Annotated in this window: 19 protein-coding genes; 9 read left to right on the top strand and 10 right to left on the bottom strand. The window is 61.3% G+C overall.

All coding sequences use genetic code 11. The features are described 5' to 3' along the window. Window position 1: 1 nt before the first annotated feature. A complete protein-coding gene (gene uvrA, locus DFO46_RS07515; RefSeq protein ID WP_120276875.1) occupies window positions 2-2923 on the bottom strand; it encodes an excinuclease ABC subunit UvrA in 2922 nt (973 codons plus the stop codon). A 280-nt stretch (window positions 2924-3203) separates the two neighbouring features. Here uvrA and DFO46_RS07510 point away from each other — a divergent pair, with 280 nt between their 5' ends. After that, the gene (locus DFO46_RS07510; RefSeq protein ID WP_110790451.1) at window positions 3204-3746 is read left to right on the top strand and encodes a single-stranded DNA-binding protein; all 543 of its coding nucleotides are present in this window, start codon (window positions 3204-3206) and stop codon (window positions 3744-3746) included. 145 nt (window positions 3747-3891) lie between these two features. On the opposite strand, the gene DFO46_RS07505 is transcribed toward DFO46_RS07510, so the two are convergent. Next, the gene (locus DFO46_RS07505; RefSeq protein WP_120278175.1) at window positions 3892-4521 is read right to left on the bottom strand and encodes a MarC family protein; all 630 of its coding nucleotides are present in this window, start codon (window positions 4519-4521) and stop codon (window positions 3892-3894) included. A 194-nt stretch (window positions 4522-4715) separates the two neighbouring features. Here DFO46_RS07505 and gyrA point away from each other — a divergent pair, with 194 nt between their 5' ends. Beyond that, window positions 4716-7535, top strand: a complete 2820-nt coding sequence (gene gyrA / locus DFO46_RS07500; RefSeq protein WP_120276874.1) for a DNA gyrase subunit A — start codon at window positions 4716-4718, stop codon at window positions 7533-7535. Between the two features lie 189 nt (window positions 7536-7724). On the opposite strand, the gene DFO46_RS24250 is transcribed toward gyrA, so the two are convergent. The 3 genes from DFO46_RS24250 to DFO46_RS23860 form a co-directional block, all read right to left on the bottom strand. Next, on the bottom strand, window positions 7725-7859 hold the full coding sequence (locus tag DFO46_RS24250) for a hypothetical protein (protein WP_280953036.1): 135 nt from the start codon (window positions 7857-7859) through the stop codon (window positions 7725-7727). Window positions 7860-7920: 61 nt separating this feature from the next. Next, the gene (locus DFO46_RS23865; RefSeq protein ID WP_160143175.1) at window positions 7921-8073 is read right to left on the bottom strand and encodes a hypothetical protein; all 153 of its coding nucleotides are present in this window, start codon (window positions 8071-8073) and stop codon (window positions 7921-7923) included. An 84-nt stretch (window positions 8074-8157) separates the two neighbouring features. Continuing rightward, on the bottom strand, window positions 8158-8316 hold the full coding sequence (locus DFO46_RS23860; RefSeq protein WP_165826162.1) for a hypothetical protein: 159 nt from the start codon (window positions 8314-8316) through the stop codon (window positions 8158-8160). A gap of 209 nt (window positions 8317-8525) precedes the next feature. On the opposite strand from DFO46_RS23860, the gene coaD reads away from it, so the two are divergent. The 5 genes from coaD to tgt all read left to right on the top strand — a co-directional run bounded on the left by coaD (window position 8526) and on the right by tgt (window position 12488). After that, on the top strand, window positions 8526-9020 hold the full coding sequence (gene coaD / locus DFO46_RS07495) for a pantetheine-phosphate adenylyltransferase (RefSeq protein ID WP_110790975.1): 495 nt from the start codon (window positions 8526-8528) through the stop codon (window positions 9018-9020). A gap of 27 nt (window positions 9021-9047) precedes the next feature. Beyond that, window positions 9048-9617 carry a peptidylprolyl isomerase gene (locus tag DFO46_RS07490; RefSeq protein ID WP_120276873.1) on the top strand — a complete coding sequence of 190 codons (570 nt, stop codon included), beginning with the start codon at window positions 9048-9050 and terminating at the stop codon, window positions 9615-9617. 39 nt (window positions 9618-9656) lie between these two features. Further along, complete coding sequence (locus DFO46_RS07485) at window positions 9657-10166, top strand: peptidylprolyl isomerase (protein ID WP_110790455.1); 510 nt, start codon at window positions 9657-9659, stop codon at window positions 10164-10166. 93 nt (window positions 10167-10259) lie between these two features. After that, window positions 10260-11354: a tRNA preQ1(34) S-adenosylmethionine ribosyltransferase-isomerase QueA gene (gene queA / locus DFO46_RS07480; protein WP_120276872.1), complete on the top strand. Its 1095-nt coding sequence runs from the start codon at window positions 10260-10262 to the stop codon at window positions 11352-11354. 3 nt (window positions 11355-11357) lie between these two features. After that, window positions 11358-12488 (top strand): tRNA guanosine(34) transglycosylase Tgt, encoded by a 1131-nt coding sequence (gene tgt, locus DFO46_RS07475; protein ID WP_120276871.1) that lies wholly within the window; start codon window positions 11358-11360, stop codon window positions 12486-12488. 54 nt (window positions 12489-12542) lie between these two features. Here the strand turns inward: tgt and DFO46_RS07470 are convergent, their stop codons facing one another. Both DFO46_RS07470 and DFO46_RS07465 read right to left on the bottom strand, forming a co-directional pair. Continuing rightward, entirely contained in the window at window positions 12543-12983 is a 441-nt protein-coding gene (locus DFO46_RS07470) for a DUF4864 domain-containing protein (RefSeq protein WP_183041927.1), read from the bottom strand. A gap of 149 nt (window positions 12984-13132) precedes the next feature. After that, the gene (locus DFO46_RS07465; protein ID WP_183041862.1) at window positions 13133-14923 is read right to left on the bottom strand and encodes an amidohydrolase; all 1791 of its coding nucleotides are present in this window, start codon (window positions 14921-14923) and stop codon (window positions 13133-13135) included. Window positions 14924-15585: 662 nt separating this feature from the next. Here DFO46_RS07465 and DFO46_RS07460 point away from each other — a divergent pair. Beyond that, complete coding sequence (locus DFO46_RS07460; RefSeq protein ID WP_120276869.1) at window positions 15586-16341, top strand: metallophosphoesterase; 756 nt, start codon at window positions 15586-15588, stop codon at window positions 16339-16341. 150 nt (window positions 16342-16491) lie between these two features. Here the strand turns inward: DFO46_RS07460 and DFO46_RS07455 are convergent, their stop codons facing one another. From DFO46_RS07455 to metG, 3 genes are read right to left on the bottom strand one after another with little or no spacing between them, the layout of a single operon-like run. Then, window positions 16492-17310: an MBL fold metallo-hydrolase gene (locus DFO46_RS07455; protein ID WP_120276868.1), complete on the bottom strand. Its 819-nt coding sequence runs from the start codon at window positions 17308-17310 to the stop codon at window positions 16492-16494. A gap of 10 nt (window positions 17311-17320) precedes the next feature. Beyond that, a complete protein-coding gene (locus tag DFO46_RS07450) occupies window positions 17321-18106 on the bottom strand; it encodes a TatD family hydrolase (RefSeq protein ID WP_120276867.1) in 786 nt (261 codons plus the stop codon). Window positions 18107-18110: 4 nt separating this feature from the next. After that, window positions 18111-19664 (bottom strand): methionine--tRNA ligase, encoded by a 1554-nt coding sequence (gene metG, locus DFO46_RS07445; protein ID WP_120276866.1) that lies wholly within the window; start codon window positions 19662-19664, stop codon window positions 18111-18113. Window positions 19665-19918: 254 nt separating this feature from the next. Here metG and DFO46_RS07440 point away from each other — a divergent pair, with 254 nt between their 5' ends. Then, entirely contained in the window at window positions 19919-20551 is a 633-nt protein-coding gene (locus DFO46_RS07440) for a LysE family translocator (RefSeq protein ID WP_120276865.1), read from the top strand. Window positions 20552-20574 lie beyond the last annotated feature (23 nt).

Below are 20574 nucleotides of genomic sequence, written 5' to 3'. Positions count from 1 at the left end.
TTCACTCCGCCGCCTGCACCTTCTTCACCGGCCGCCGCTGCAACAGCTCCTTGAGGAACTGCCCGGTATAGGACGCCTCGACCTTCACAACTTCTTCCGGCGTACCCTGGGCCACGATCTGGCCGCCGCCATCGCCGCCCTCGGGGCCGAAGTCGAGGATATAGTCGGCCGTCTTGATGACCTCGAGATTGTGTTCGATGACGACGACACTGTTCCCCTGGTTCACCAGTTCCTGCAGCATTTCCAGTAGCTTGGCGACGTCATGGAAATGCAGGCCGGTGGTCGGCTCATCGAGGATGTAGAGCGTCCGCCCGGTCGAGCGCTTCGACAGCTCCTTGGCGAGTTTGACGCGCTGCGCCTCGCCACCCGACAGCGTATTCGCCTGCTGGCCGACCTTGATATAGCCGAGACCGACATCGAACAGGGCCTGCAGCTTGTCGCGCACCGCCGGCACCGCCTGGAAGAACTCGACACCTTCCTCGACCGTCATGTCGAGCACGTCGGCAATCGATTTGCCCTTGAAGGTGACGTCGAGCGTCTCGCGGTTGTAGCGCTTGCCGTGGCAGACGTCGCAGGTGACATAGACATCCGGCAGGAAGTGCATCTCGATCTTGATCACGCCATCGCCCTGGCAGGCTTCGCAGCGGCCGCCCTTGACGTTGAACGAGAAGCGACCGGCCTGATAGCCGCGTGCCTTGGCCTCCGGAAGCCCGGTGAACCAGTCGCGGATCGGCGTAAACGCACCCGTATACGTCGCCGGGTTGGAGCGCGGCGTGCGCCCGATCGGCGACTGGTCGATATCGATCACCTTGTCGATGAATTCGAAACCGTCGATGCGCTCGTGTTCGGCCGGGTTTTCGCGAGCCCCCATGACGCGGCGGGCGGCCGCCTTGTAGAGCGTCTCGATCAGGAAGGTCGACTTGCCGCCGCCCGACACACCCGTCACAGCCGTGAACACGCCAAGCGGAATGGCCGCCGTAACGTTTTTCAGGTTGTTGCCCTTGGCCCCGACGACCTTGATCTGCTGGCCCTTCTTCGGTTTGCGCCTCTGGGCGGGAACACTGACCCCCATCTCGCCCGTCAGGTACTTGCCGGTCAGTGATTTCGGGTTGGCCATGATATCCTGCGGCGAACCCTGCGCGATCACCTGGCCACCATGAATGCCGGCCGCCGGCCCGATATCGACGACATAGTCGGCCGTCAGGATCGCATCCTCGTCATGTTCGACAACGATCACGGTATTGCCGATGTCACGCAGATGCTTCAACGTTTCGAGAAGCCGCGCATTGTCGCGCTGGTGCAACCCAATGGACGGCTCGTCGAGCACGTAGAGAACACCCGTCAGGCCCGAGCCGATCTGCGATGCGAGACGAATGCGCTGGCTCTCGCCGCCCGACAGTGTGCCGGAATTGCGCGACATCGAGAGATAGTCGAGACCAACATCGTTGAGGAAGCGCAGGCGCTCGCGGATCTCCTTCAGGATGCGGACGGCGATCTCGTTCTGCTTGTCGGTGAGCTTTGCCGGCAGGTCTTCGAACCACGAACCCGCATTGCGGATCGCCATCTCGGTGACCTGGCCGATATGCAGGCCGTTGATCTTGACCGCCAGCGCCTCGGGCTTCAGGCGAAAACCGTTGCAGGCCGGGCAGGGGGCCGCCGACATGAAGCGCTCGATTTCCTCGCGCGCCCAGGCGCTGTCGGTCTCCTTCCAGCGCCGCTCGAGATTCGGCACGATGCCCTCGAACGTTTTTGTGGTGGTGTAGGAGCGCGCGCCGTCGGCGTAGTGGAAGTCGATCTTCTCTTCCGTGCCGTGCAGGATCGCCTTCTGCGCGGCGTGTGACAGATCCGACCATTTCGACGTAAGCTTGAAGCCGAAGGCCTTGCCGAGTGCTTCGAGCGTCTGGTTGTAGTAGGGGGAGCTCGACTTGGCCCAGGGCGCAATCGCACCGTCGTTCAGCTTGCGGTTGGCCTCCGGCACGATCAGTGCCTCGTCGATCTTCTGCTGGGATCCCAGACCGTCACAGGTCGGGCAGGCACCGAAGGGATTGTTGAAGGAAAAGAGCCTCGGCTCGATCTCCGGAATCGTGAAGCCGGAGACCGGGCAGGCGAATTTCTCCGAGAAGAGAACCCGTTCATGCGTCTCGTTCAGCGACTTGTTGGCCGAACCGCCGGCAGAGGTTTCTTCCGGGGGCAGAGGTTTGTCCGCATATTCCGCGACGGCCAGCCCATCGGCGAGACGCAAACACGTCTCCAGACTGTCCGCCAGACGGCTGGCGATATCCGGACGCACCACGACACGATCCACGACCACGTCGATGTCATGCTTGTATTTCTTGTCGAGCGTCGGCGCCTCGGCGATCTCGTAGAACTGCCCGTCGATCTTGACGCGCTGGAACCCCTTCTTCATCAGCTCGGCGAGTTCTTTTTTGTACTCGCCCTTGCGGCCGCGGATCATCGGCGCGAGGATATAAAGACGCGTGCCTTCCTCCAGCGCCAGGATCCGGTCGACCATCTGGCTGACCGTCTGGCTCTCGATCGGCAGACCCGTCGCCGGCGAATAGGGCACGCCAACGCGCGCGAACAGAAGACGCATATAGTCGTAGATCTCGGTGACCGTGCCGACCGTCGAGCGCGGGTTTCGCGAGGTCGTCTTCTGCTCGATCGAGATCGCAGGCGACAGACCCTCGATCTGGTCGACATCCGGCTTCTGCATCATTTCGAGGAACTGCCGGGCATAAGCTGACAGGCTCTCGACATAACGCCGCTGCCCTTCGGCATAGATCGTGTCGAAGGCGAGCGACGACTTGCCGGAGCCGGAAAGCCCCGTCATCACGATCAGGCTGTTGCGCGGCAGATCGAGGTCGATGCCCTTCAGATTGTGCTCGCGCGCGCCACGGATGGAAATGGTCTTGAGTTCGCTCATGTCAGGCTCTGATCGGCAAAGGGAAGGGGACTGTTCCTGGGAGAACTGTCCTTATGTAGTCAACGATGGCCCCGAGTCGAGGCGGAAGAGGCAGTCACTGCGGAATTTCGATTCTGTTGACAGGATCATACGGAAATACTAGAACAAATAAAGAACATTTTTCAGCGACCCACATTCTGTGGATTACAGTCCCGAAGCGCCCATTCGCGCCAGCGATGGGATAAGGTGCAAATTGATTGAAGTTTGAACGCCGCGGCGGCGCGGCAGTAAGGTGAGTGTCATGGCAGGTAGCGTCAACAAGGTCATTCTGATCGGCAATCTCGGTGCCGATCCCGAAATTCGCCGGACCCAGGACGGCCGGCCGATCGCCAATCTGCGCATCGCGACGTCGGAAAGCTGGCGCGACAAGAACAGCGGCGAGCGCAAGGAAAAGACCGAGTGGCACCAGGTCGTCATCTTCAACGAAGGCCTGTGCAAGGTTGCCGAACAGTATCTGAAGAAGGGATCGACGGTGTATGTCGAGGGCCAGCTTCAGACCCGCAAGTGGCAGGACCAGAACGGCAATGATCGGTATTCGACCGAAGTCGTCCTGCAGGGCTTCAACGGCAACCTGACCATGCTCGGCGGCCGTGGCGACGGCGCTGGAGGCGCGCGTGGCGGTAACGACTTCGGCGGCGCCGATTACGGCAGCGGTGGCGGATATGACGGTGGCTACGGCGCTCCGGCCCCCTCGCGCGGCGGCTCGGCTGGCGGCGCAAGCCGTGGCGGCAGCGCTCCGTCTGGCGGTTTCTCGCGCGACCTGGATGACGACATCCCGTTCTGATCCGAGCCGATTGGCATTTTCCAAGGGAGCTTTGGCTCCCTTTTTCGTGCCGAAGTGATCATGCCGGCTGCCGGCAGGAGGGGCGCGATCGTGTCGTAATTCTGAAATTAGGCAATTGCCGAAAGGAGCAACTCTCCTCGGAGCATCAGGCTCCGAAGGCCGATTTGATCCCGTCGACGACGAACTGGACGGAAAGGGCGGCCAGAAGCACGCCGAGCAGGCGGGTGAGCAAGGCGCGACCCGTGACGCCGAGGAAGCGATTGAGCCGGTCTGCGAGGAAGAGCGAGACGAAAACCAGCCCAAGGACGGCGCCGATCACCATGATCAGCTGCAGTTTTCCGAGCCATCCCTCCATGGTCCCGGAGATCAGCACGGTCGCTGAAATGGCCCCCGGGCCGGCGATCAAGGGAATGGCGAGCGGGAAAACCGCGAGATTGTGAATGTGATCCTTGGTAATGGCGTCACCGGTCGTCTTTTCCTTGCGTTCGTTGCGCTTCTCGAAAATCATCTCGAAGGCGATGGCAAACAGCATCAGGCCGCCGGCAATCCGGAAGGCGCCCATCGAGATCCCGAGCGCGCCGAGGATGCTGGCGCCGAACAGCGCAAAGACCGTCAGGATGGCAAACCCCATCACCGCGCCGCGCACGGCCACCTGCCGGCGCTGCGCCTGGTTCATGCCTTGGGTCAGTCCGAGGAACAGCGGCGCCAGCCCCGGCGGGTCGACGGTGACCAGCAGGGTGGTGAGCGCGCTGATCATGGTTTCGGTACCTGCCATCATGGGTCTCCTTGCAGATTGGCGACCATAAAGGCAAAGCCGGCTCCGGCTGGCAAGAGACCGGCTTGCCCTAATATGCCGAATGCCTTTGCGTGGCCGCAAAAGCCTGTTTATAACCCGGGTCAAAATTGGCGCATTCGCGCCTGTTCCGCTATAAAATCCCCAGTGATTCCGAACAGAGATCGTGACCTGATTTGACTGAGCAAAGCACTCCCGGCGGCGGCAAGTTCCCGTCCGACATCCAGCCGATTTCCATCATGGAGGAAATGCAGCGGTCGTATCTCGATTACGCCATGAGCGTTATCGTGAGCCGCGCCCTTCCGGACGTCCGTGACGGATTGAAACCGGTGCATCGACGCATCCTCTACGGGATGAACGAGCTGGGCCTCGACTGGAACAAGAAATACGTCAAGAGCGCCCGCGTCACCGGTGACGTCATGGGTAAGTACCACCCGCATGGCGATGCCGCGATCTACGACGCGCTCGCCCGTATGGCGCAGCCGTGGTCGCTGCGCATGCCTCTGATCGACGGCCAGGGCAATTTCGGTTCGGTTGATGGTGATCCGCCGGCCGCCCAGCGTTACACGGAATGCCGCCTGCAGAAGGTGTCACATGCGCTGCTCGACGACCTCGACAAGGAAACCGTCGACTTCCGCGACAACTACGACGGCACGATGTCGGAGCCGGTGGTCGTTCCTGCCAAGTTCCCGAACCTGCTGGTCAACGGCGCCGGTGGCATCGCGGTCGGCATGGCGACGAACATTCCGCCGCACAATCTCGTTGAAGTCCTCGACGGCTGCACGGCCCTCATCGACAATCCGGCGATCGAACTGCCGGAACTGATGCAGATCATCCCCGGTCCCGACTTCCCGACCGGCGCGATGATCCTGGGCCGCTCGGGCATCCGCTCGGCTTACGAGACAGGCCGAGGCTCTGTCATCCAGCGCGGCGTCGCCCGTGTCGAGCCGATGCGCGGCGACCGCGAACAGATCATCATCACCGAGATCCCCTATCAGGTGAACAAGGCGACGATGATCGAGAAGATGGCCGAGCTGGTGCGTGAAAAGCGCATCGAAGGCATCTCCGACCTGCGTGACGAGTCCGACCGTGACGGCTACCGCGTCGTCATCGAGTTGAAGCGCGATGCCAATGCCGATGTCATCCTGAACCAGCTTTATCGCTACACGCCGCTGCAGACCTCCTTCGGCTGCAACATGGTGGCGCTGAACGGTGGTAAGCCGGAACAGCTGACCCTGCTCGACATGCTCAGGGCCTTTGTCACCTTCCGCGAGGAAGTGGTCAGCCGCCGCACGAAATACCTGCTGCGCAAGGCGCGCGAACGCGCCCATGTCTTGGTGGGTCTGGCGATCGCCGTCGCCAATATCGATGAAGTCATTGCGCTGATCCGCAAGGCGCCGGATCCGGCAACCGCCCGCGAACAGCTGATGACGCGCCGCTGGCCGGCCCATGACGTGGAAGCGCTGATCCGACTGATCGACGACCCGCGCCACCGGATCAACGAGGACCTGACCTACAATCTTTCGGAAGAGCAGGCCCGCGCCATCCTCGAACTGCGTCTTGCCCGCCTGACAGCTCTCGGTCGCGATGAAATCGACGAAGAACTGAACAAGATCGGCGCCGAGATTTCGGATTATCTCGACATCCTGTCGTCGCGCGTCCGCATCCAGACCATCGTCAAGGACGAGTTTGCCGCGATCCGCGACGAATTCGGCACCCCGCGCCGCACCCAGATCGTCGAAGGCGGTCCTGACATGGACGACGAGGATCTGATCGCCCGCGAAGACATGGTCGTGACCGTGTCGCATGCCGGTTACATCAAGCGCGTGCCGCTCACCACCTATCGCGCCCAGCGTCGCGGCGGCAAGGGCCGCTCCGGCATGACGATGAAGGACGAGGATTTCGCCACCCGTCTGTTCGTCGCCAACACCCATACTCCGGTGCTGTTCTTCTCCTCGCGTGGCATCGTCTACAAGGAAAAGGTCTGGCGCCTGCCGATCGGCACGCCGACTTCGCGCGGCAAGGCGATGATCAACATGTTCCCGCTGGAACCCGGCGAGCGCATCACCTCGATCATGCCGCTGCCCGAGGACGAGACGAGCTGGCAGAACCTAGACGTCATGTTCTCGACGACCCGCGGCACGGTTCGCCGCAACAAGCTGTCCGACTTCATCCAGGTCAACCGCAACGGCAAGATCGCGATGAAGCTCGAGGAAGAGGGCGACGAGATCCTCGGCGTCGAAACCTGCACCGAGCATGACGACGTGTTGCTGACGACGGCCCTCGGCCAGGCAATCCGCTTCCCGGTCGATGAGGTCCGCGTCTTTGCCGGCCGCAACTCGATCGGTGTCCGTGGTCTGACGCTCGCCGAAACCGACCGTCTGATCTCGATGACCATTCTCGGCCATGTCGATGCCGAGCCGTGGGAGCGTGCAGCCTACCTGAAGCGCTCTGCCGTCGAACGTCGCGCGAGCGGCGTTGATGAAGACGATATCGCGCTGGTCGGCGAGGAAGTCGTCGAAGAGGGCGAGCTCTCGGAAGACCGCTATCAGGAACTCAAGGCCCGCGAGCAGTTCGTGCTCACCGTCTCGGTCAAGGGTTTCGGCAAGCGCTCGTCGTCCTACGATTTCCGCACCTCGGGCCGTGGCGGCAAGGGCATCCGTGCCACCGACACCTCGAAGACGGCGGAAATCGGCGAACTGGTCGCCGCCTTCCCGGTCGAAGAAAAGGACCAGCTGATGCTGGTTTCCGACGGCGGCCAGCTGATCCGCGTGCCTGTTAACGGCATCCGCATCGCCAGCCGCGCAACGAAGGGTGTCACCATCTTCTCCACCGCCAAGGACGAGAAGGTCGTCTCCGTCGAGCGCATCAGCGAGCCGGAAGGCGAGGATGAAGTGGTTGAAGGCGAAGCCGTGGCAGAGGCCGGCGTCGAAGCAGGTGTCGAAACCCCGGCTGCAGGCGAGGCTGCAGGCGAGGGCGAACCCACCGCTGAATGAGACAGAAGGCCGGCCTTGATCGGGCCGGCCACCCCGCCTCAATGGCGACAAGGTATTGCTGGAACAAGCGAAAAGCCCGCCGGACGATGTCCGAGCGGGCTTTTTGACGGAGGTATGGCATCAAGTTCGATGCGGTTTTCTGTAAGACCAGGCGTGTGGATCCACCGGCTTGACCGCTTATATTGGGGCTCAGAAGGCCTTGCGGCGCTCCACCATGGCCCGGAAATCTTCGTCTTCGCGCTTCAGAGCCGTGATCGCCGATGCGACCGAGGCGACGAACATGCCACTGATCAGAGCGGCGAGTACCGTGAGCGTTACAAACATGGTCTTCCCTTTCTTCTTCAGCGTGACGTTACGTTTCTAGCGGCGAAGATTTGATGTCCGATTAATGGCCGAAGCTGTGGTAGCGGGCGGTCATCGGAGGGCCGTAAAACTTGGCGTCGTTGCTATCCTTGACGTAGAAGGTTGCGGATGTAGCAACCATGGCAGTCATCATCATCATCCAGACGAGGTTGATCAGGGTAACTTTGTCATGCATTGCGATAGTCCTTCAAAATCCGGCATTCGCTGCCGGTAAATGGTTGTGCGCGGAAATGGTTCCCCGTGCAGTGTAGGAAGTGGTTTACCAAACCCTGCCTGAAGTGCTCTTGAACACCTTGTTCATCTGGCGTTCATCTTCGAACTCGCGATCATGGGCCTCCATCAGGTCGCGAGCGACCGAAAGACCGAGCTCGACCAGAAGCGAGGCGGCGAGTGCGGAGGTGATCAGGAGAACGAGCATGGGAACGTCCTTGTCGTGGTGTTGGTTTCAGGCACGACAAAGGATTAGCTTCCGCGCCCTGAAGCGGCCTTGAACACGCCATTCATCTGCCGTTCACGGCGAAGGAGCGGTAGAAAAGCGCAAGGCAAAGCCCGATAGAAGATGGCTTAGACGCTTGCGATGAAAAGCCTTCCATGACAAAAGGCGTCGAAACCAAAGATCGGGCATCCATGGCAACCGCGTTCTATCCTGGCTCCTTCGATCCGATGACCAATGGTCATCTGGATGTGCTCGTGCAGGCGCTGAACCTCGTCGATCGCCTTGTCGTTGCGATTGGGACCCATCCCGGCAAGACGCCGCTCTTTTCCTATGATGAACGCGCAGCCCTCATCCGCGCCTCCCTTGAAGCCGTGCTGCCGGACCGGGCAGGGGACCTCGACGTCGTCTCTTTCTCCGATCTCGCCATCGATGCCGCACGGCGGGCCGGCGCGAAAATCCTGGTGCGCGGCCTGCGTGACGGCACCGATTTCAATTACGAAATGCAGATGGCGGGTATGAATGCGCAGATGGCGCCGGATCTGCAGACCGTTTTTCTGCCGGCTGCCACCGCGTCCCGGCCCATAACCGCCACATTGGTCCGCCAGATCGCCGCCATGGGGGGCGATGTGCGCGCCTTCGTGCCCGGTCCGGTGCTGGCCGCCCTCAAGTCCAAGAGCGGGCGCTGAGCCCGCAAGTCCCGAACTGGAGTGATCATGAAGCTCGTCCATATTGCCACCGCGTTTTTTCTCGCCGTTGTCGGTTTCGGCTCCGCCCAGGCCCAGTCGAACGATGATTACCTGACCATCCAGCTGAAGGACGGCCCGGTCGTCATCCAGCTCATGCCTGAGGTCGCGCCGAAGCATGTTGCCCAGATCAAGAAGCTGGCCGCAGCAGGCGAATACGACAACGTTGCCTTCCACCGCGTGATCGAAGGCTTCATGGCCCAGACCGGTGACGTGCAGTATGGCGACATGGAAAACGGCTATGACGCCCAGCGCGCCGGCACCGGCGGATCGAATCTGCCGGACCTCCCGGCCGAATTCTCGAATGTCCCCTTTGAAAAGGGCACCGTCGGCATGGCCCGCAGCCAGGATCCGAACTCCGCCAACTCGCAGTTCTTCATCATGTTCGCCGAAGGCGGCTTCCTGAACGGCCAGTACACGGTCGTCGGCAAGGTCGTGGCCGGCATGGAATATGTCGACAAGATCAAGCGCGGCGAAGGCGGCAACGGCGAAGTGACCGATCCCGATCGCATGATCAAGGTGACGGTCGGCCGCAACTGATATCTACCGGGCGACAAGCCCCAACCAAGGAGAACCCCCATGGCCGAGATCAAGGATCCGGAAAACACCATCCTGATGGAAACCACCAAGGGTAAGGTCGTCATCGCGCTCTTCCCCGACCTGGCACCCGGCCATGTCGCCCGCATCAAGGAACTGTCGCGCGAAGGCGCCTATGATGGCGTCGTCTTCCACCGCGTCATCGCCGATTTCATGGCCCAGACCGGCGACGTGAAGTTCGGCAAGAAGGGTGGCGCCGACTTCAACCCCGGCCGTGCCGGCATGGGCGGCTCCGACAAGCCGGACCTGAAGGCAGAATTCTCGGCCACGCCGCATGTTCGCGGCACCTGCTCCATGGCACGCTCGCAGAGCCCGAACTCGGCCAACTCGCAGTTCTTCATCTGCTTCACCGATGCACCGTGGCTGAACAAGCAGTATTCCGTCTGGGGCCAGGTCATCGAAGGCATGGACATCATCGACCTGATCAAGAAGGGTGAGCCCGTCAGCGATCCCGACTCGATCCTGTCGATGAAGGTTGCCGCCGACGCCTGATCGGCTTAAAGCCACACGAAGCCCGCCTCGGTGCGCAGCACCCGGGCGGGTTTTCGCGTTTAGATCCGCCATCCCAATCCCGAACGAACAGCAATGCGTGTAGACCTCTTCGACTTCGATCTGCCGGACGACAACATTGCGCTGAGGCCCGCAAGCCCACGCGACCATGCGCGTTTCCTGGTGGTGCGCCCGGATGCCGATCCCGAACTCGAAGACCGCCACGTCTACGACCTGCCGTCGTTCCTGAATCCCGGCGATGCCTTGGTCTTCAACGACACCAAGGTCATCCCGGCCCAGCTCGAAGGCATCCGCCATCGTGACGGCGCCGAAGAAATCGCCGTCTCCTGCACGCTGCATATGCGTGTGGCCGCCAATCGCTGGAAGGCCTTTGCCAAGCCCGGCAAGCGCATCAAGCAGGGTGACCGCATCGATTTCGGGATGGGGCAGGGCGACAGCGCCGCCTGCATGCTCGGCTCGCTCGTCGCGACCGTGGCGGAAAAGGGGGAAGCCGGTGAAATCGACCTCGCTTTCGACCTCTCCGGCCCCGATCTCGACCAGGCGATCGCCACCGTCGGCTATATTCCGCTCCCGCCCTATATCGCCGCCAAGCGGCCGGAAGACGGGCAGGATCGCACCGACTACCAGACCATCTACGCACGTGAAGAAGGGGCAGTTGCTGCCCCGACCGCCGGCCTGCATTTCACGCCCGACCTGTTTGCCAAGCTCGACGCGGCCGGCATCGAGCGCCATTTCGTCACGCTGCATGTCGGCGCCGGCACCTTCCTGCCGGTGAAGGCGGACGACACCGCCGACCACAAGATGCACCAGGAAATCGGCCATATCGACGCAAAGACGGCGGCGGCCCTCAACGCCGTGCATGCGCGCGGCAACCGCGTGATCGCCGTCGGCACGACCTCGCTGCGCCTGCTCGAAAGTGCGGCCCTCGACGATGGCACCATCCCCACCTGGTCCGGTGCGACCGGCATCTTCATCACGCCCGGCTACCGCTTCAAGGCGGTGGACATGCTGATGACCAATTTCCACCTGCCCAAATCCACGCTCTTCATGCTGGTATCCGCCTTTGCCGGTCTCGACACAATGCGGGGTGCCTATGCCCACGCGATCGAAACCGGCTACCGCTTCTACTCCTACGGCGATTCCAGCCTGCTCTTCCGGAAAGACGACTGACCGATGACCGAGAATTTCACGTTCAATCTCAAGGCCACCAGCGGCAAGGCCCGCCTTGGTGAAATCACCATGCCGCGCGGCACGATCCGAACGCCCGCCTTCATGCCCGTCGGCACGGTCGGCACGGTGAAGGCCATGTATCTCGACCAGGTCAAGGAAGGCGGCGCCGATATCATCCTCGGCAATACCTATCACCTGATGCTGCGCCCCGGCCCGGAACGCGTCGCCCGCCTCGGCGGCCTGCATGAGCTGATCCGCTGGCCCGGCCCGATCCTGACCGATTCGGGCGGCTTCCAGGTCATGTCGCTGTCGGGCCTCCGCAAGCTCGACGAGCAGGGCGTCACCTTCAAGAGCCATGTCGATGGTTCGCTCCACCACATGTCGCCGGAACGCTCGATCGAGATCCAGGGCCTGCTCGACAGCGACATCCAGATGCAGCTCGACGAATGCGTGGCGCTGCCGGCGGAACCGCGCGAAATCGAACGCGCCATGGAAATGTCGCTGCGCTGGGCTGAACGCTGCCGCGTTGCCTTCGGCAATCAGCCGGGCAAGGCGATGTTCGGCATCGTCCAGGGCGGTGACCAGCCCAATCTTCGCATCCGCTCGGCCGAAGGCCTGACGCAGCTTGATTTGAAGGGCTATGCCGTGGGCGGCCTCGCCGTTGGCGAACCCCAGGCGGTCATGCTCGACATGCTGCGCATCACACTGCCGGTGCTTCCCACCGAAAAGCCGCGTTACCTGATGGGCGTCGGCACGCCCGATGACATGCTGAAATCGGTTGCCGAAGGCATCGACATGTTCGACTGCGTCATGCCGACCCGTTCCGGCCGCCATGGCCTCGCCTTCACCCGCCGCGGCAAAGTCAATATCCGCAACGCGCGCCATGCCGAAGACATGCGCCCGCTGGACGAACAGTCGTCCTGCCCGGCAACCCGCGACTACTCGCGCGCCTATCTGCACCACCTCGTGCGCTCCAACGAAGCGCTCGGCGGCATGCTCTTGTCCTGGAACAATCTCAGCTACTATCAGGAACTGATGCAGGGCATCCGCCAGGCGATCGCAGAAGACCGTTTCGAGGATTTCAAGGCCGAGACCATCGAGACCTGGGCGCGTGGCGACATAGATCCGGTCTGATCGGCCTCATCATCAGGGAAAGGGCAGGGCGCCTGCCCTGCCGACACCCCCGATTCAGATCCCCTGGCTCGTCGTCTCGCGCTTGATACGCACGCCGTTGATGGCAAACTTGCCGTCGCTCTGGCGCTTGAGCTCGTAATAGACCGCCCAATCCTTGCCGTCAGGTGACGAGATCAGCACCTCCTGAAAGGCGACCTTGCCATCGGGCGACACCTGGTTGCGGCCGAAGGCATAATTGCCAGGCCGATAGACAGGTCCATAGCTCTTCTTCACCATCTCGAAAAAGCGTTCGGGATTGGGAAAGACGGATTTGATTTCAGGAGAGGCGAAGGAATAGGCCGCCGCAGCATCGTCGTTGAGGAAGGCCGTGATCTGTTGTTCGATCACCCCTTTCGCCAGCCCGGCAGGATCAGCCGGTACCGCATCCTCGGCCAAAGCCGGGCCGCCTGTCAGGCCCGCCACGAGATAAAGGGCCATTGCAATCCGCATGCGCATCATGATTCCCCTCATGTTTCAGTCGTCTCGAATGAAAGAATAGGACGATTCGACCGAACGGGAAGGTGGGCGATGCATTTCTTGTGCGCGTTCTCGATTTCGTGACCTCCGACGGCAAGCGCCGCCGGAGGCCAGTCTTGTCGTGTGGCTCAGTTCAGTTTGATGTCGCCTGTCCCATAGACCTGCTTGCCGCCCAGCACGGTCAGCAATACCTTGGTGTCGGCAATCTCTTCGCCTGGGATCGTCAGCAGATTCCGGTCGATCACGATCAGGTCGGCCACCTTGCCGACCTCGATTGAACCCGTCACGTTTTCCAGCCGCAGCGAATAGGCCGCATTGATCGTGAAGGCCCGGATCGCCGTCTTGATGTCGAGGCCGGGATCGTCGCCAAGGCGTCCTTTGTATTTGTCGGCGACATCAGGCGTATTGGTCCGGGTAACCGCGACCTTCATCGCAAACCATTCGTTGAGGGGATCGATCGGCCAGTCGCTGCCGAATGCAATCCGTGCCCCCGCCTGCTTGAATTTCCCGCTGGTCTCAAGATAGCGGAAGCGTTCCTCGCCAATGTAGTCCTGCACGGAATCGAGCGTATCGGGCGCCGGTTTGCCCCATTGGAAGGAAAGGATCGGCAGGGCATTGAGGGCAGGGAAACGGGCATAGTCCGCCGCTTCGACCAACTCGTTATGGGCAAGAGCCAGACGGATATTCTCAAGCGACACCCCCGCCTTCTTCGCCTGCTCGATGGCATTGAGGGCGATATGGACGGCATGATCGCCATCCGTATGGAGATGCATGTTGAAATCGGCGGCGGCCAGTTCCTTGATCACGCCCGCCAGTTGCTCTTCCGAAACATACAGTTTGCCGCTGTTGTCGCTCGGCGTCCAATGCGGATGGGCTTCTGAGCCGGTATTGTGCAGATAGGGTTGCCGCAAGGCCCCTGTCTGCGCCGGCGCCTGGATCACGCCGTCCATGAAGACCTTGGCGGTACGCACCGAAATGAACGGCTCGACGCTGTCGCGAGGCATGCTGTATTTTGCCGACAGCGCCTTGATCCGATTGATGGTCTCTGTCGGTTTGGCCGTCTCTTCGGCGGAAATGACCGGCGCAAACTCCCCGCGAACCGTGAGCTTGCCCTGCTGCCGCAAGGTGTCGAATGCGACGACGGAGTCTTCGGAGGCGGCCGCATCGAAAATGGTCGTCACACCCTGGCTGTTGACGAGTGCCGAGGCCGCAGCGGCGTTTTCGAGATTCTCCTTGGCTTGCACCTCTGCCGGGAGAGGCGGGGCCGCCCCGGACACCTGCCACATCGCCGCATCGAGGAAGATGCCGCTGAGCGCGCCATCGGCTTTCCGGTCGATCTTGCCGCCCGCAGGATCCGGTGTGTCTGCGGTGATGCCGGCCTGTTTCATCGCCTTGCTGCTGGCGGCCATCGAATGGAAATCGGTCGCAACCACGATCACCGGCCGCTCTGTCGGCAGTCGGTCGAGGATCTCGGCCGAGAGGTCGGCCCCGGCCGGCGTCATCGCCTGGCGATACCAGCCGCGCACTTCAAGCCAGCGGTCGGCCGGAGCATCCGCCTCGTCCTGCAGGCACTGCGTGATGACGGCAAGGATCTGGTCGACGGACAGAGGCTGATAATTCAGGTTGCAGCTGGTGAGCTGGGCCCCGCCACCGAGAGGATGCATATGGCCGTCGATCAGGCCGGGCATCAGCACCTTCCCGCCGAGATCGATCACCTGTGTTCCATCGCCGATCCAGTCTTCCATGCTGGCAGACGTGCCGACCGCAACGATCTTGCCAGCACGCACCGCGACGGCTTCGGCAAGCTCGTCCTTCGCATTCACGGTATAGACAACACCGTTGCGAAAAACCGTGTCAGCCGGTTCCGCAGCCGTGGCCGGAGCGGACAAGCCAGCGACGACCGACAGAGACAAGACCATCCCTGACATCGACTGCCACGGATTTCGGGATAAATGCCCAAACATATAAATTCACTCCCAGTTTTCGAAAAATGGACACCCTCGAGCCCCGACGGCGACCTGATGTATCCCAGGTTTTCACCGCCCCAAGCCTGGCCATGCCCGGCTTGCCTCGTATGTTATGCATACGACTTCTGAAAAGCCTAGGGCGGTTCGCGATCAATCCTCGCGGGGCCGCATGGCCAGAAACCGGCGATCCAGACCGTTGCGGAGGAGGGGACAAAACCGCTCCCACCAGCGTGACGAATTTTGCCAATCACAGGTCTTTGCGACCGCTTGTGGATCAATGTCTCTCATTCCACCTCGGACGCATCCGGCCATCATGCATCCGCCACACACGCCTGGACCGCGATCGCCAAGCCGGTCAGATGCGCCGGATCTCGACGCCCAAAAAAAGACAGCTCTGGTGATCGGCGATCACAGATACCTCCATAGTCCCGCTGGCCGCGGATATCTTCAGATGGAGAATCACATCCATGCCGCTGCTCGGTTATTCCCCGGCGATCAGCCGAGACTGGGGCAAGGGAAGCCTAAGGAGCCGCGCACAACGGCTCCACCCTTGTTGTCTTGCTCCGAACCTGCCAAATCTGACGAAACTCATTCGGCGTTACGACAAGGACCTCATGCGTCTCTTCCTGGCATCCGACCTCCATGTCGACTATCCCGAAAACCTGCAATGGATCGAATCGGTCTCAGAGATCGACTATGTCGATGACGTGTTGCTGCTTGCAGGCGACATTTCAGACGAGATGCACCTGATCGAGCGGGTCCTGCGCGTTGTCAAAGCACGCTTTCGCCACGTGGTCTTCATTCCCGGCAATCACGATCTCTGGACGTCGCGAAGCGGGAAGGGGCCATCCTTCGGCAAGTTCGATGCGATCCTGTCTCTCTGCCGGGAGGAAGGCATCGAAACCGGGCCGCTCGCCATCGGCAAGGCCCTGATCGTCCCGCTGCTCGCCTGGTATGATTATTCCTTCGGCCAGCCTGGACCCACGATCCGCCGAGGCTGGATGGATTTCTACAAATGCAATTGGGAAGGTTTGCAGCCGGCCGAGGTTGCATCGCGGTTCGAAGCGATGAACGTGATCCCGGACACAACAGGCTTCGATGCCGTCTACAGCGCCTCGCATTTCGTCCCGCGCATCGATCTCATGCCAGCGCGTTACCCGGAGAAACACAAGGCGCTGTTTCCCGTCCTCGGCACCGATCGCCTGGAAACGCAGATCCGCCGGCTGGGTTCGCAGAAACATTTCTACGGCCATAGCCACCTGAACCGGAACAAGGTGATCGACGGCGTCACCTATATCAACAATGCATATGGCTATCCGTCGGAGACGGAGATCTCGGCAAAGACGATCCTGCATGTGGCGGATCTCTGAGCGGAGGGAGAGTAGACACGAGCGCGCCGCCCACAAACAAAAATCGCATAAGATAGATTATGGAACTAAAGCAGATCGCCGAAAGAGCATTTTGCCTATACAGACCTCGATCCGACGGCGCGAAAAGCCGGATTCCGTTTGTGAAGATCCTCAGATATCCAGTTCAAATTCCACGATGAATTGGTCGTGGCCCGGTTCCACGTTGTCAGGCGTCTCACGCATTACCGTGTCGTAGTCGAGCGGCGTATGCATATGCGTCAGTACGCTGTGTCTCGGCCCGAAACGCTCGATCCAACCCAGAGCCTGTTCGAGCGACAGATGGCTCGGATGCGGCCGGTACTGCAGCGCGTCGATGAACAGCAGATCAAGGCCGGACAGTTTCTCGACCGTTTCGGCGGGAAAGTCCGAGACGTCGCAGCAATAGGCCACGTCACCGATCCGCAGCCCCAGCGAGATGATGTCGCCGTGCTGCTGCACGAGCGGCAGAAGCTCGATCGGTCCTCCCGCGCCTTCGATGACGACCGGCCGGTCCATGTCTTCGATGATGACAGGTTCGACGATCGGCGGATAATTGCTGCCCTCGGGCGTCTTCAGGCAGTATCCGAAGCCTTCCTCGATACGGGCCATCGTATAGGGTTCGGCATAGATCGGAATGCGCTTGTGCTGGTTGTGAAAATAGCCACGCAGGTCATCGATGCCGTGCAGATGATCGGCATGCGCATGGCTGTAGATGACAGCGTCGATGAGATCCACCTTCGAACGGATCATCTGTTCGCGAAAATCCGGCCCGGTATCGACCACAACCACCGTCTTGCCGCCATCCGGGCCGATCTGCTCGATCAGGAAGGACGCGCGGCTGCGCCGGTTCTTTGGATTGTCAGGGTCGCAATTGCCCCAGTCGCCGTTGATCCGGGGTACGCCGGGAGACGACGAACATCCAAGCAGCGTGAACCGTCGCGTGACCTTCATCCGAACTTCCTCAGCCAAGTCTTGGCATCTTGGCAAAGCAGCGGAAGGCGTTTGCCGTCGTGATCTCCGCCATCTCCGCGTAACTCACACCCTTGACCTCGGCGAGCACTTCCGCCGTGTTCACCACATAGGACGGTTCGTTGCGTTTTCCACGCCAGCGCTTCGGCGCCAGATACGGCGCATCGGTTTCGACCAGCAGCCGGTCCATCGGCACGGTCTTCGCAATCGCTCGCAGCTCCTCGGACTTCGGAAACGTCACGATACCCGAGAACGAGACATAACCACCGAGTTCAACACCGGTATCGGCCAGCGCCTGTCCCGATGAGAAGCAGTGCAGGATGAAGGGGAAGGCGCCCTTCCCCGTCTCTTCGGTCAAAATCGCCGCCATGTCCTCGTCGGCGCTGCGGCTGTGGATGACAAGCGGCAGACCCGTGCGCCGCGCCGCCTCGATATGGCGGATAAGCCCCGTCTTCTGGTCCTCGGGCGTCTGCGTGTCGTAGAAATAGTCGAGCCCCGCCTCGCCGATCGCCACGATCTTCGCATGGCTATCTGCCAGCCGCACCAGCTCGTCCGCCGTGACGTCGAGTTCGTCGCCGGCATTGTTCGGATGGGTGCCGACCGAACAGAAGACGCTCGGATACCGTTCTGTGAGTGCCAGCAGAGTCTCGATCTTCCGGACTCGCGTCGAAATCGTCACCATCTGCTTCACGCCTGCCTGATGGGCCCGCATGACCAGTTCGTCGCGCTCTGCGTCGAAATCGGCGAAGTCCAGATGGCAATGGGTATCGATCAGCATCGGCTCAGGCCTTGCCCGCGTCCGGTGCGACGTAACGCGGATAGACCGGCGACGGCGCCGGCAGTTCCGTGCCCGGCTGCAGGCGTCCGGCGGCACCGAGCTTGGCGAAGACGCGATCTTCCTTCGCGACGGCGACAAGATCGAGGATCTTCGCCGAGGTTTCAGGCATGATCGGCTGGAACAGGATCGCGATCTGGCGCACGACGTCAGCGGTCACATAAAGCACCGTGCCCATGCGCGCCTCGTCGGTCTTCTTCAAAACCCACGGCGCCTGGGCCGCGAAATAGCGGTCGGCCTCGTTGACGATGTTGATGATCGCAGCAACCGCCTTGTGGATCTGCTGGCGGCCCATTTCCTCGCGGCAGATGTCGATCGCCTCGTCGGCAATCTTCAGGATCGCCTCATCCTCTGCGGTGAGCGGACCGGGCGTCGGCACCCTGCCCTCGCAGTTCTTGTTGATCATCGACAACGAGCGCGAGGCCAGATTGCCGATGCCGTTCGCCAGATCGGCATTGATGCGTGTGCCGATGCCCTCTTCCGAATAGCTGCCGTCCTGGCCGAAGGAGACTTCGCGCAGGAAGAAATAGCGCACCTGGTCGAGACCGAAATGGTTCACCAGATTGACCGGATCGACGACATTGCCGAGCGACTTCGACATCTTCTCGCCCTTGTTGAGCAGGAAGCCATGGGCGTAGACCCGCTTCGGCAGCGGCAGGCCCGCCGACATCAGGAAGGCCGGCCAGTAGACGGCGTGGAAGCGGATGATGTCCTTGCCGATGATATGCACGTCGGCCGGCCAGTATTTCGCACGCGGACCGTTGGTGTCTTCAACATAACCCGTGGCGGTGATGTAGTTGGTCAAGGCATCCACCCAGACATACATCACATGTTTGTCGTCGCCAGGCACCTTGATGCCCCAGTCGAAGGTCGTGCGCGAGATCGACAGGTCCTTCAGGCCCGACTTGACGAAGGAAATCACCTCGTTGCGGCGCTCGTTCGGGCCGATAAAGTCAGGCTCGTCCTCATAGAGCTTCAGGAGCTTGTCTTCATAGGCCGAGAGCTTGAAGAAGTAGCTTTCCTCTTCCACCCATTCGACCGGCGTGCCCTGCGGCCCGTAGCGCACGCCGTCAGCACGTACTTCGGTTTCTTCTTCCTGGTAATAGGCCTCGTCGCGCACCGAATACCAGCCGGCATACCCGCCCTTGTAGATGTCGCCATTCTTCTCCATCCGGCGCCAGACTTCCTGCACCGTCTCGTGATGGCGCTTTTCGGTCGTGCGGATGAAGTCGTCGTTCGACGAATTCAAGAGCTTGCCCATTTCGCGGAATTCGTTGGAGTTCCGCTCGGCCAGCGCCTCCGGCGAAATGCCTTCCGCGCGCGCCGTCTGCTGCATCTTCTGCCCGTGTTCGTCCGTACCCGTCAGGAAGAACACATCCTTCCCGTCGAGCCGCTGGAACCGCGCCATGGCGTCGGTCGCGATCAGCTCATAGGCATGGCCGATATGCGGCTTGCCGTTCGGATAGGAGATGGCAGTGGTGATGTAGAAGGGATCGCTCATGGCTTGTTGGTGTCTTTTCGTCGGTTGCGATTGTCTTGGGGCCGGACAATGGCGGCGCAGGAAGGCCGGCCAGGAACGGCGACGACAAATGGGGTCGAACGCTCTTAAAACATTCCGGCGCCTTTAGGAACATCCGTTTTGCTGCGGCGCCACGAACACGCCCGCTTGGGCGGCAATCGGGCCTGCAAGACCGGGCTTGCCAAGGTCGCCGATCCTGATAAACCGGAATTCCGGCCAACTCGAAGGAAACCGATATGCCGGATCTCTCTACTCTCTTGCTTTTTTCTGCCGCCGCCTTGGTGCTCACAGCGACACCGGGCCCCGACATGTTGCTGATTGCCTCGCGCAGCATCAGCCAGGGGCGTGCTGCAGGCTTTCTGACCTATATCGGCATCGCGCTCGGCACCTACTGCCATGCCCTTGCCGCAGCGCTGGGGCTGTCACAGCTGTTTCTCGCCGTCCCGGCCGCCTACGAGGTCGTCCGTTGGGCCGGCTGCGCCTATCTGCTCTATCTAGCCTGGAAAACACTGCGCTCCGAAACCACGCAATTTGCGCCGACCGCCGGCCTGAAGCGCTATTCCATGCAGCGGATTCTCGGCGAAGGCCTGGCAACGAATCTTCTCAATCCGAAGATGGCACTGTTTGTCCTTGCCCTGTTTCCGCAGTTTCTCGATCCGGCGAAGGGTTCGCTGACCCTGCAGATCCTCATTCTGGCAACGGTGCTGAATCTCATCGGCTTTGTGGTGAACGGCGCGGTCATCTTGCTCAGTGGCCATATCCGCAACCGGATGACGGGCCTGGGCCGGTTCCGAAAGCTCCCGCAATACCTGCTCGCAACAGTCTTTGCCGGGCTGGCCTGCCGCCTCGCCCTCGGCACGAAAAACTGAACGTAGACCGAGCTGAGGCAAAG

The sequence above is a fragment of the Rhizobium sp. AG855 genome (assembly GCF_003610655.1).
Taxonomy (GTDB): domain Bacteria; phylum Pseudomonadota; class Alphaproteobacteria; order Rhizobiales; family Rhizobiaceae; genus Allorhizobium; species Allorhizobium wuzhouense.
Note: the sequence above shows the minus strand (reverse complement) of the source record. Positions and strands in the feature narration are given on the sequence as shown.

Excerpts from the sequence above, each read along its gene's own strand:
- uvrA (WP_120276875.1), bottom strand. The coding sequence starts at position 2,923 with ATGAGCGAACTCAAGACCATTTCCATCCGTGGCGCGCGCGAGCACAAT.
- DFO46_RS07510 (WP_110790451.1), top strand. The coding sequence starts at position 3,204 with ATGGCAGGTAGCGTCAACAAGGTCATTCTGATCGGCAATCTCGGTGCC.
- DFO46_RS07505 (WP_120278175.1), bottom strand. The coding sequence starts at position 4,521 with ATGGCAGGTACCGAAACCATGATCAGCGCGCTCACCACCCTGCTGGTC.
- DFO46_RS24250 (WP_280953036.1), bottom strand. The coding sequence starts at position 7,859 with ATGTTTGTAACGCTCACGGTACTCGCCGCTCTGATCAGTGGCATGTTC.
- DFO46_RS23865 (WP_160143175.1), bottom strand. The coding sequence starts at position 8,073 with ATGCATGACAAAGTTACCCTGATCAACCTCGTCTGGATGATGATGATG.
- DFO46_RS23860 (WP_165826162.1), bottom strand. The coding sequence starts at position 8,316 with ATGCTCGTTCTCCTGATCACCTCCGCACTCGCCGCCTCGCTTCTGGTC.
- coaD (WP_110790975.1), top strand. The coding sequence starts at position 8,526 with ATGGCAACCGCGTTCTATCCTGGCTCCTTCGATCCGATGACCAATGGT.
- DFO46_RS07490 (WP_120276873.1), top strand. The coding sequence starts at position 9,048 with ATGAAGCTCGTCCATATTGCCACCGCGTTTTTTCTCGCCGTTGTCGGT.
- DFO46_RS07485 (WP_110790455.1), top strand. The coding sequence starts at position 9,657 with ATGGCCGAGATCAAGGATCCGGAAAACACCATCCTGATGGAAACCACC.
- queA (WP_120276872.1), top strand. The coding sequence starts at position 10,260 with ATGCGTGTAGACCTCTTCGACTTCGATCTGCCGGACGACAACATTGCG.
- tgt (WP_120276871.1), top strand. The coding sequence starts at position 11,358 with ATGACCGAGAATTTCACGTTCAATCTCAAGGCCACCAGCGGCAAGGCC.
- DFO46_RS07470 (WP_183041927.1), bottom strand. The coding sequence starts at position 12,983 with ATGCGCATGCGGATTGCAATGGCCCTTTATCTCGTGGCGGGCCTGACA.
- DFO46_RS07465 (WP_183041862.1), bottom strand. The coding sequence starts at position 14,923 with ATGGTCTTGTCTCTGTCGGTCGTCGCTGGCTTGTCCGCTCCGGCCACG.
- DFO46_RS07460 (WP_120276869.1), top strand. The coding sequence starts at position 15,586 with ATGCGTCTCTTCCTGGCATCCGACCTCCATGTCGACTATCCCGAAAAC.
- DFO46_RS07455 (WP_120276868.1), bottom strand. The coding sequence starts at position 17,310 with ATGAAGGTCACGCGACGGTTCACGCTGCTTGGATGTTCGTCGTCTCCC.
- DFO46_RS07450 (WP_120276867.1), bottom strand. The coding sequence starts at position 18,106 with ATGCTGATCGATACCCATTGCCATCTGGACTTCGCCGATTTCGACGCA.
- metG (WP_120276866.1), bottom strand. The coding sequence starts at position 19,664 with ATGAGCGATCCCTTCTACATCACCACTGCCATCTCCTATCCGAACGGC.
- DFO46_RS07440 (WP_120276865.1), top strand. The coding sequence starts at position 19,919 with ATGCCGGATCTCTCTACTCTCTTGCTTTTTTCTGCCGCCGCCTTGGTG.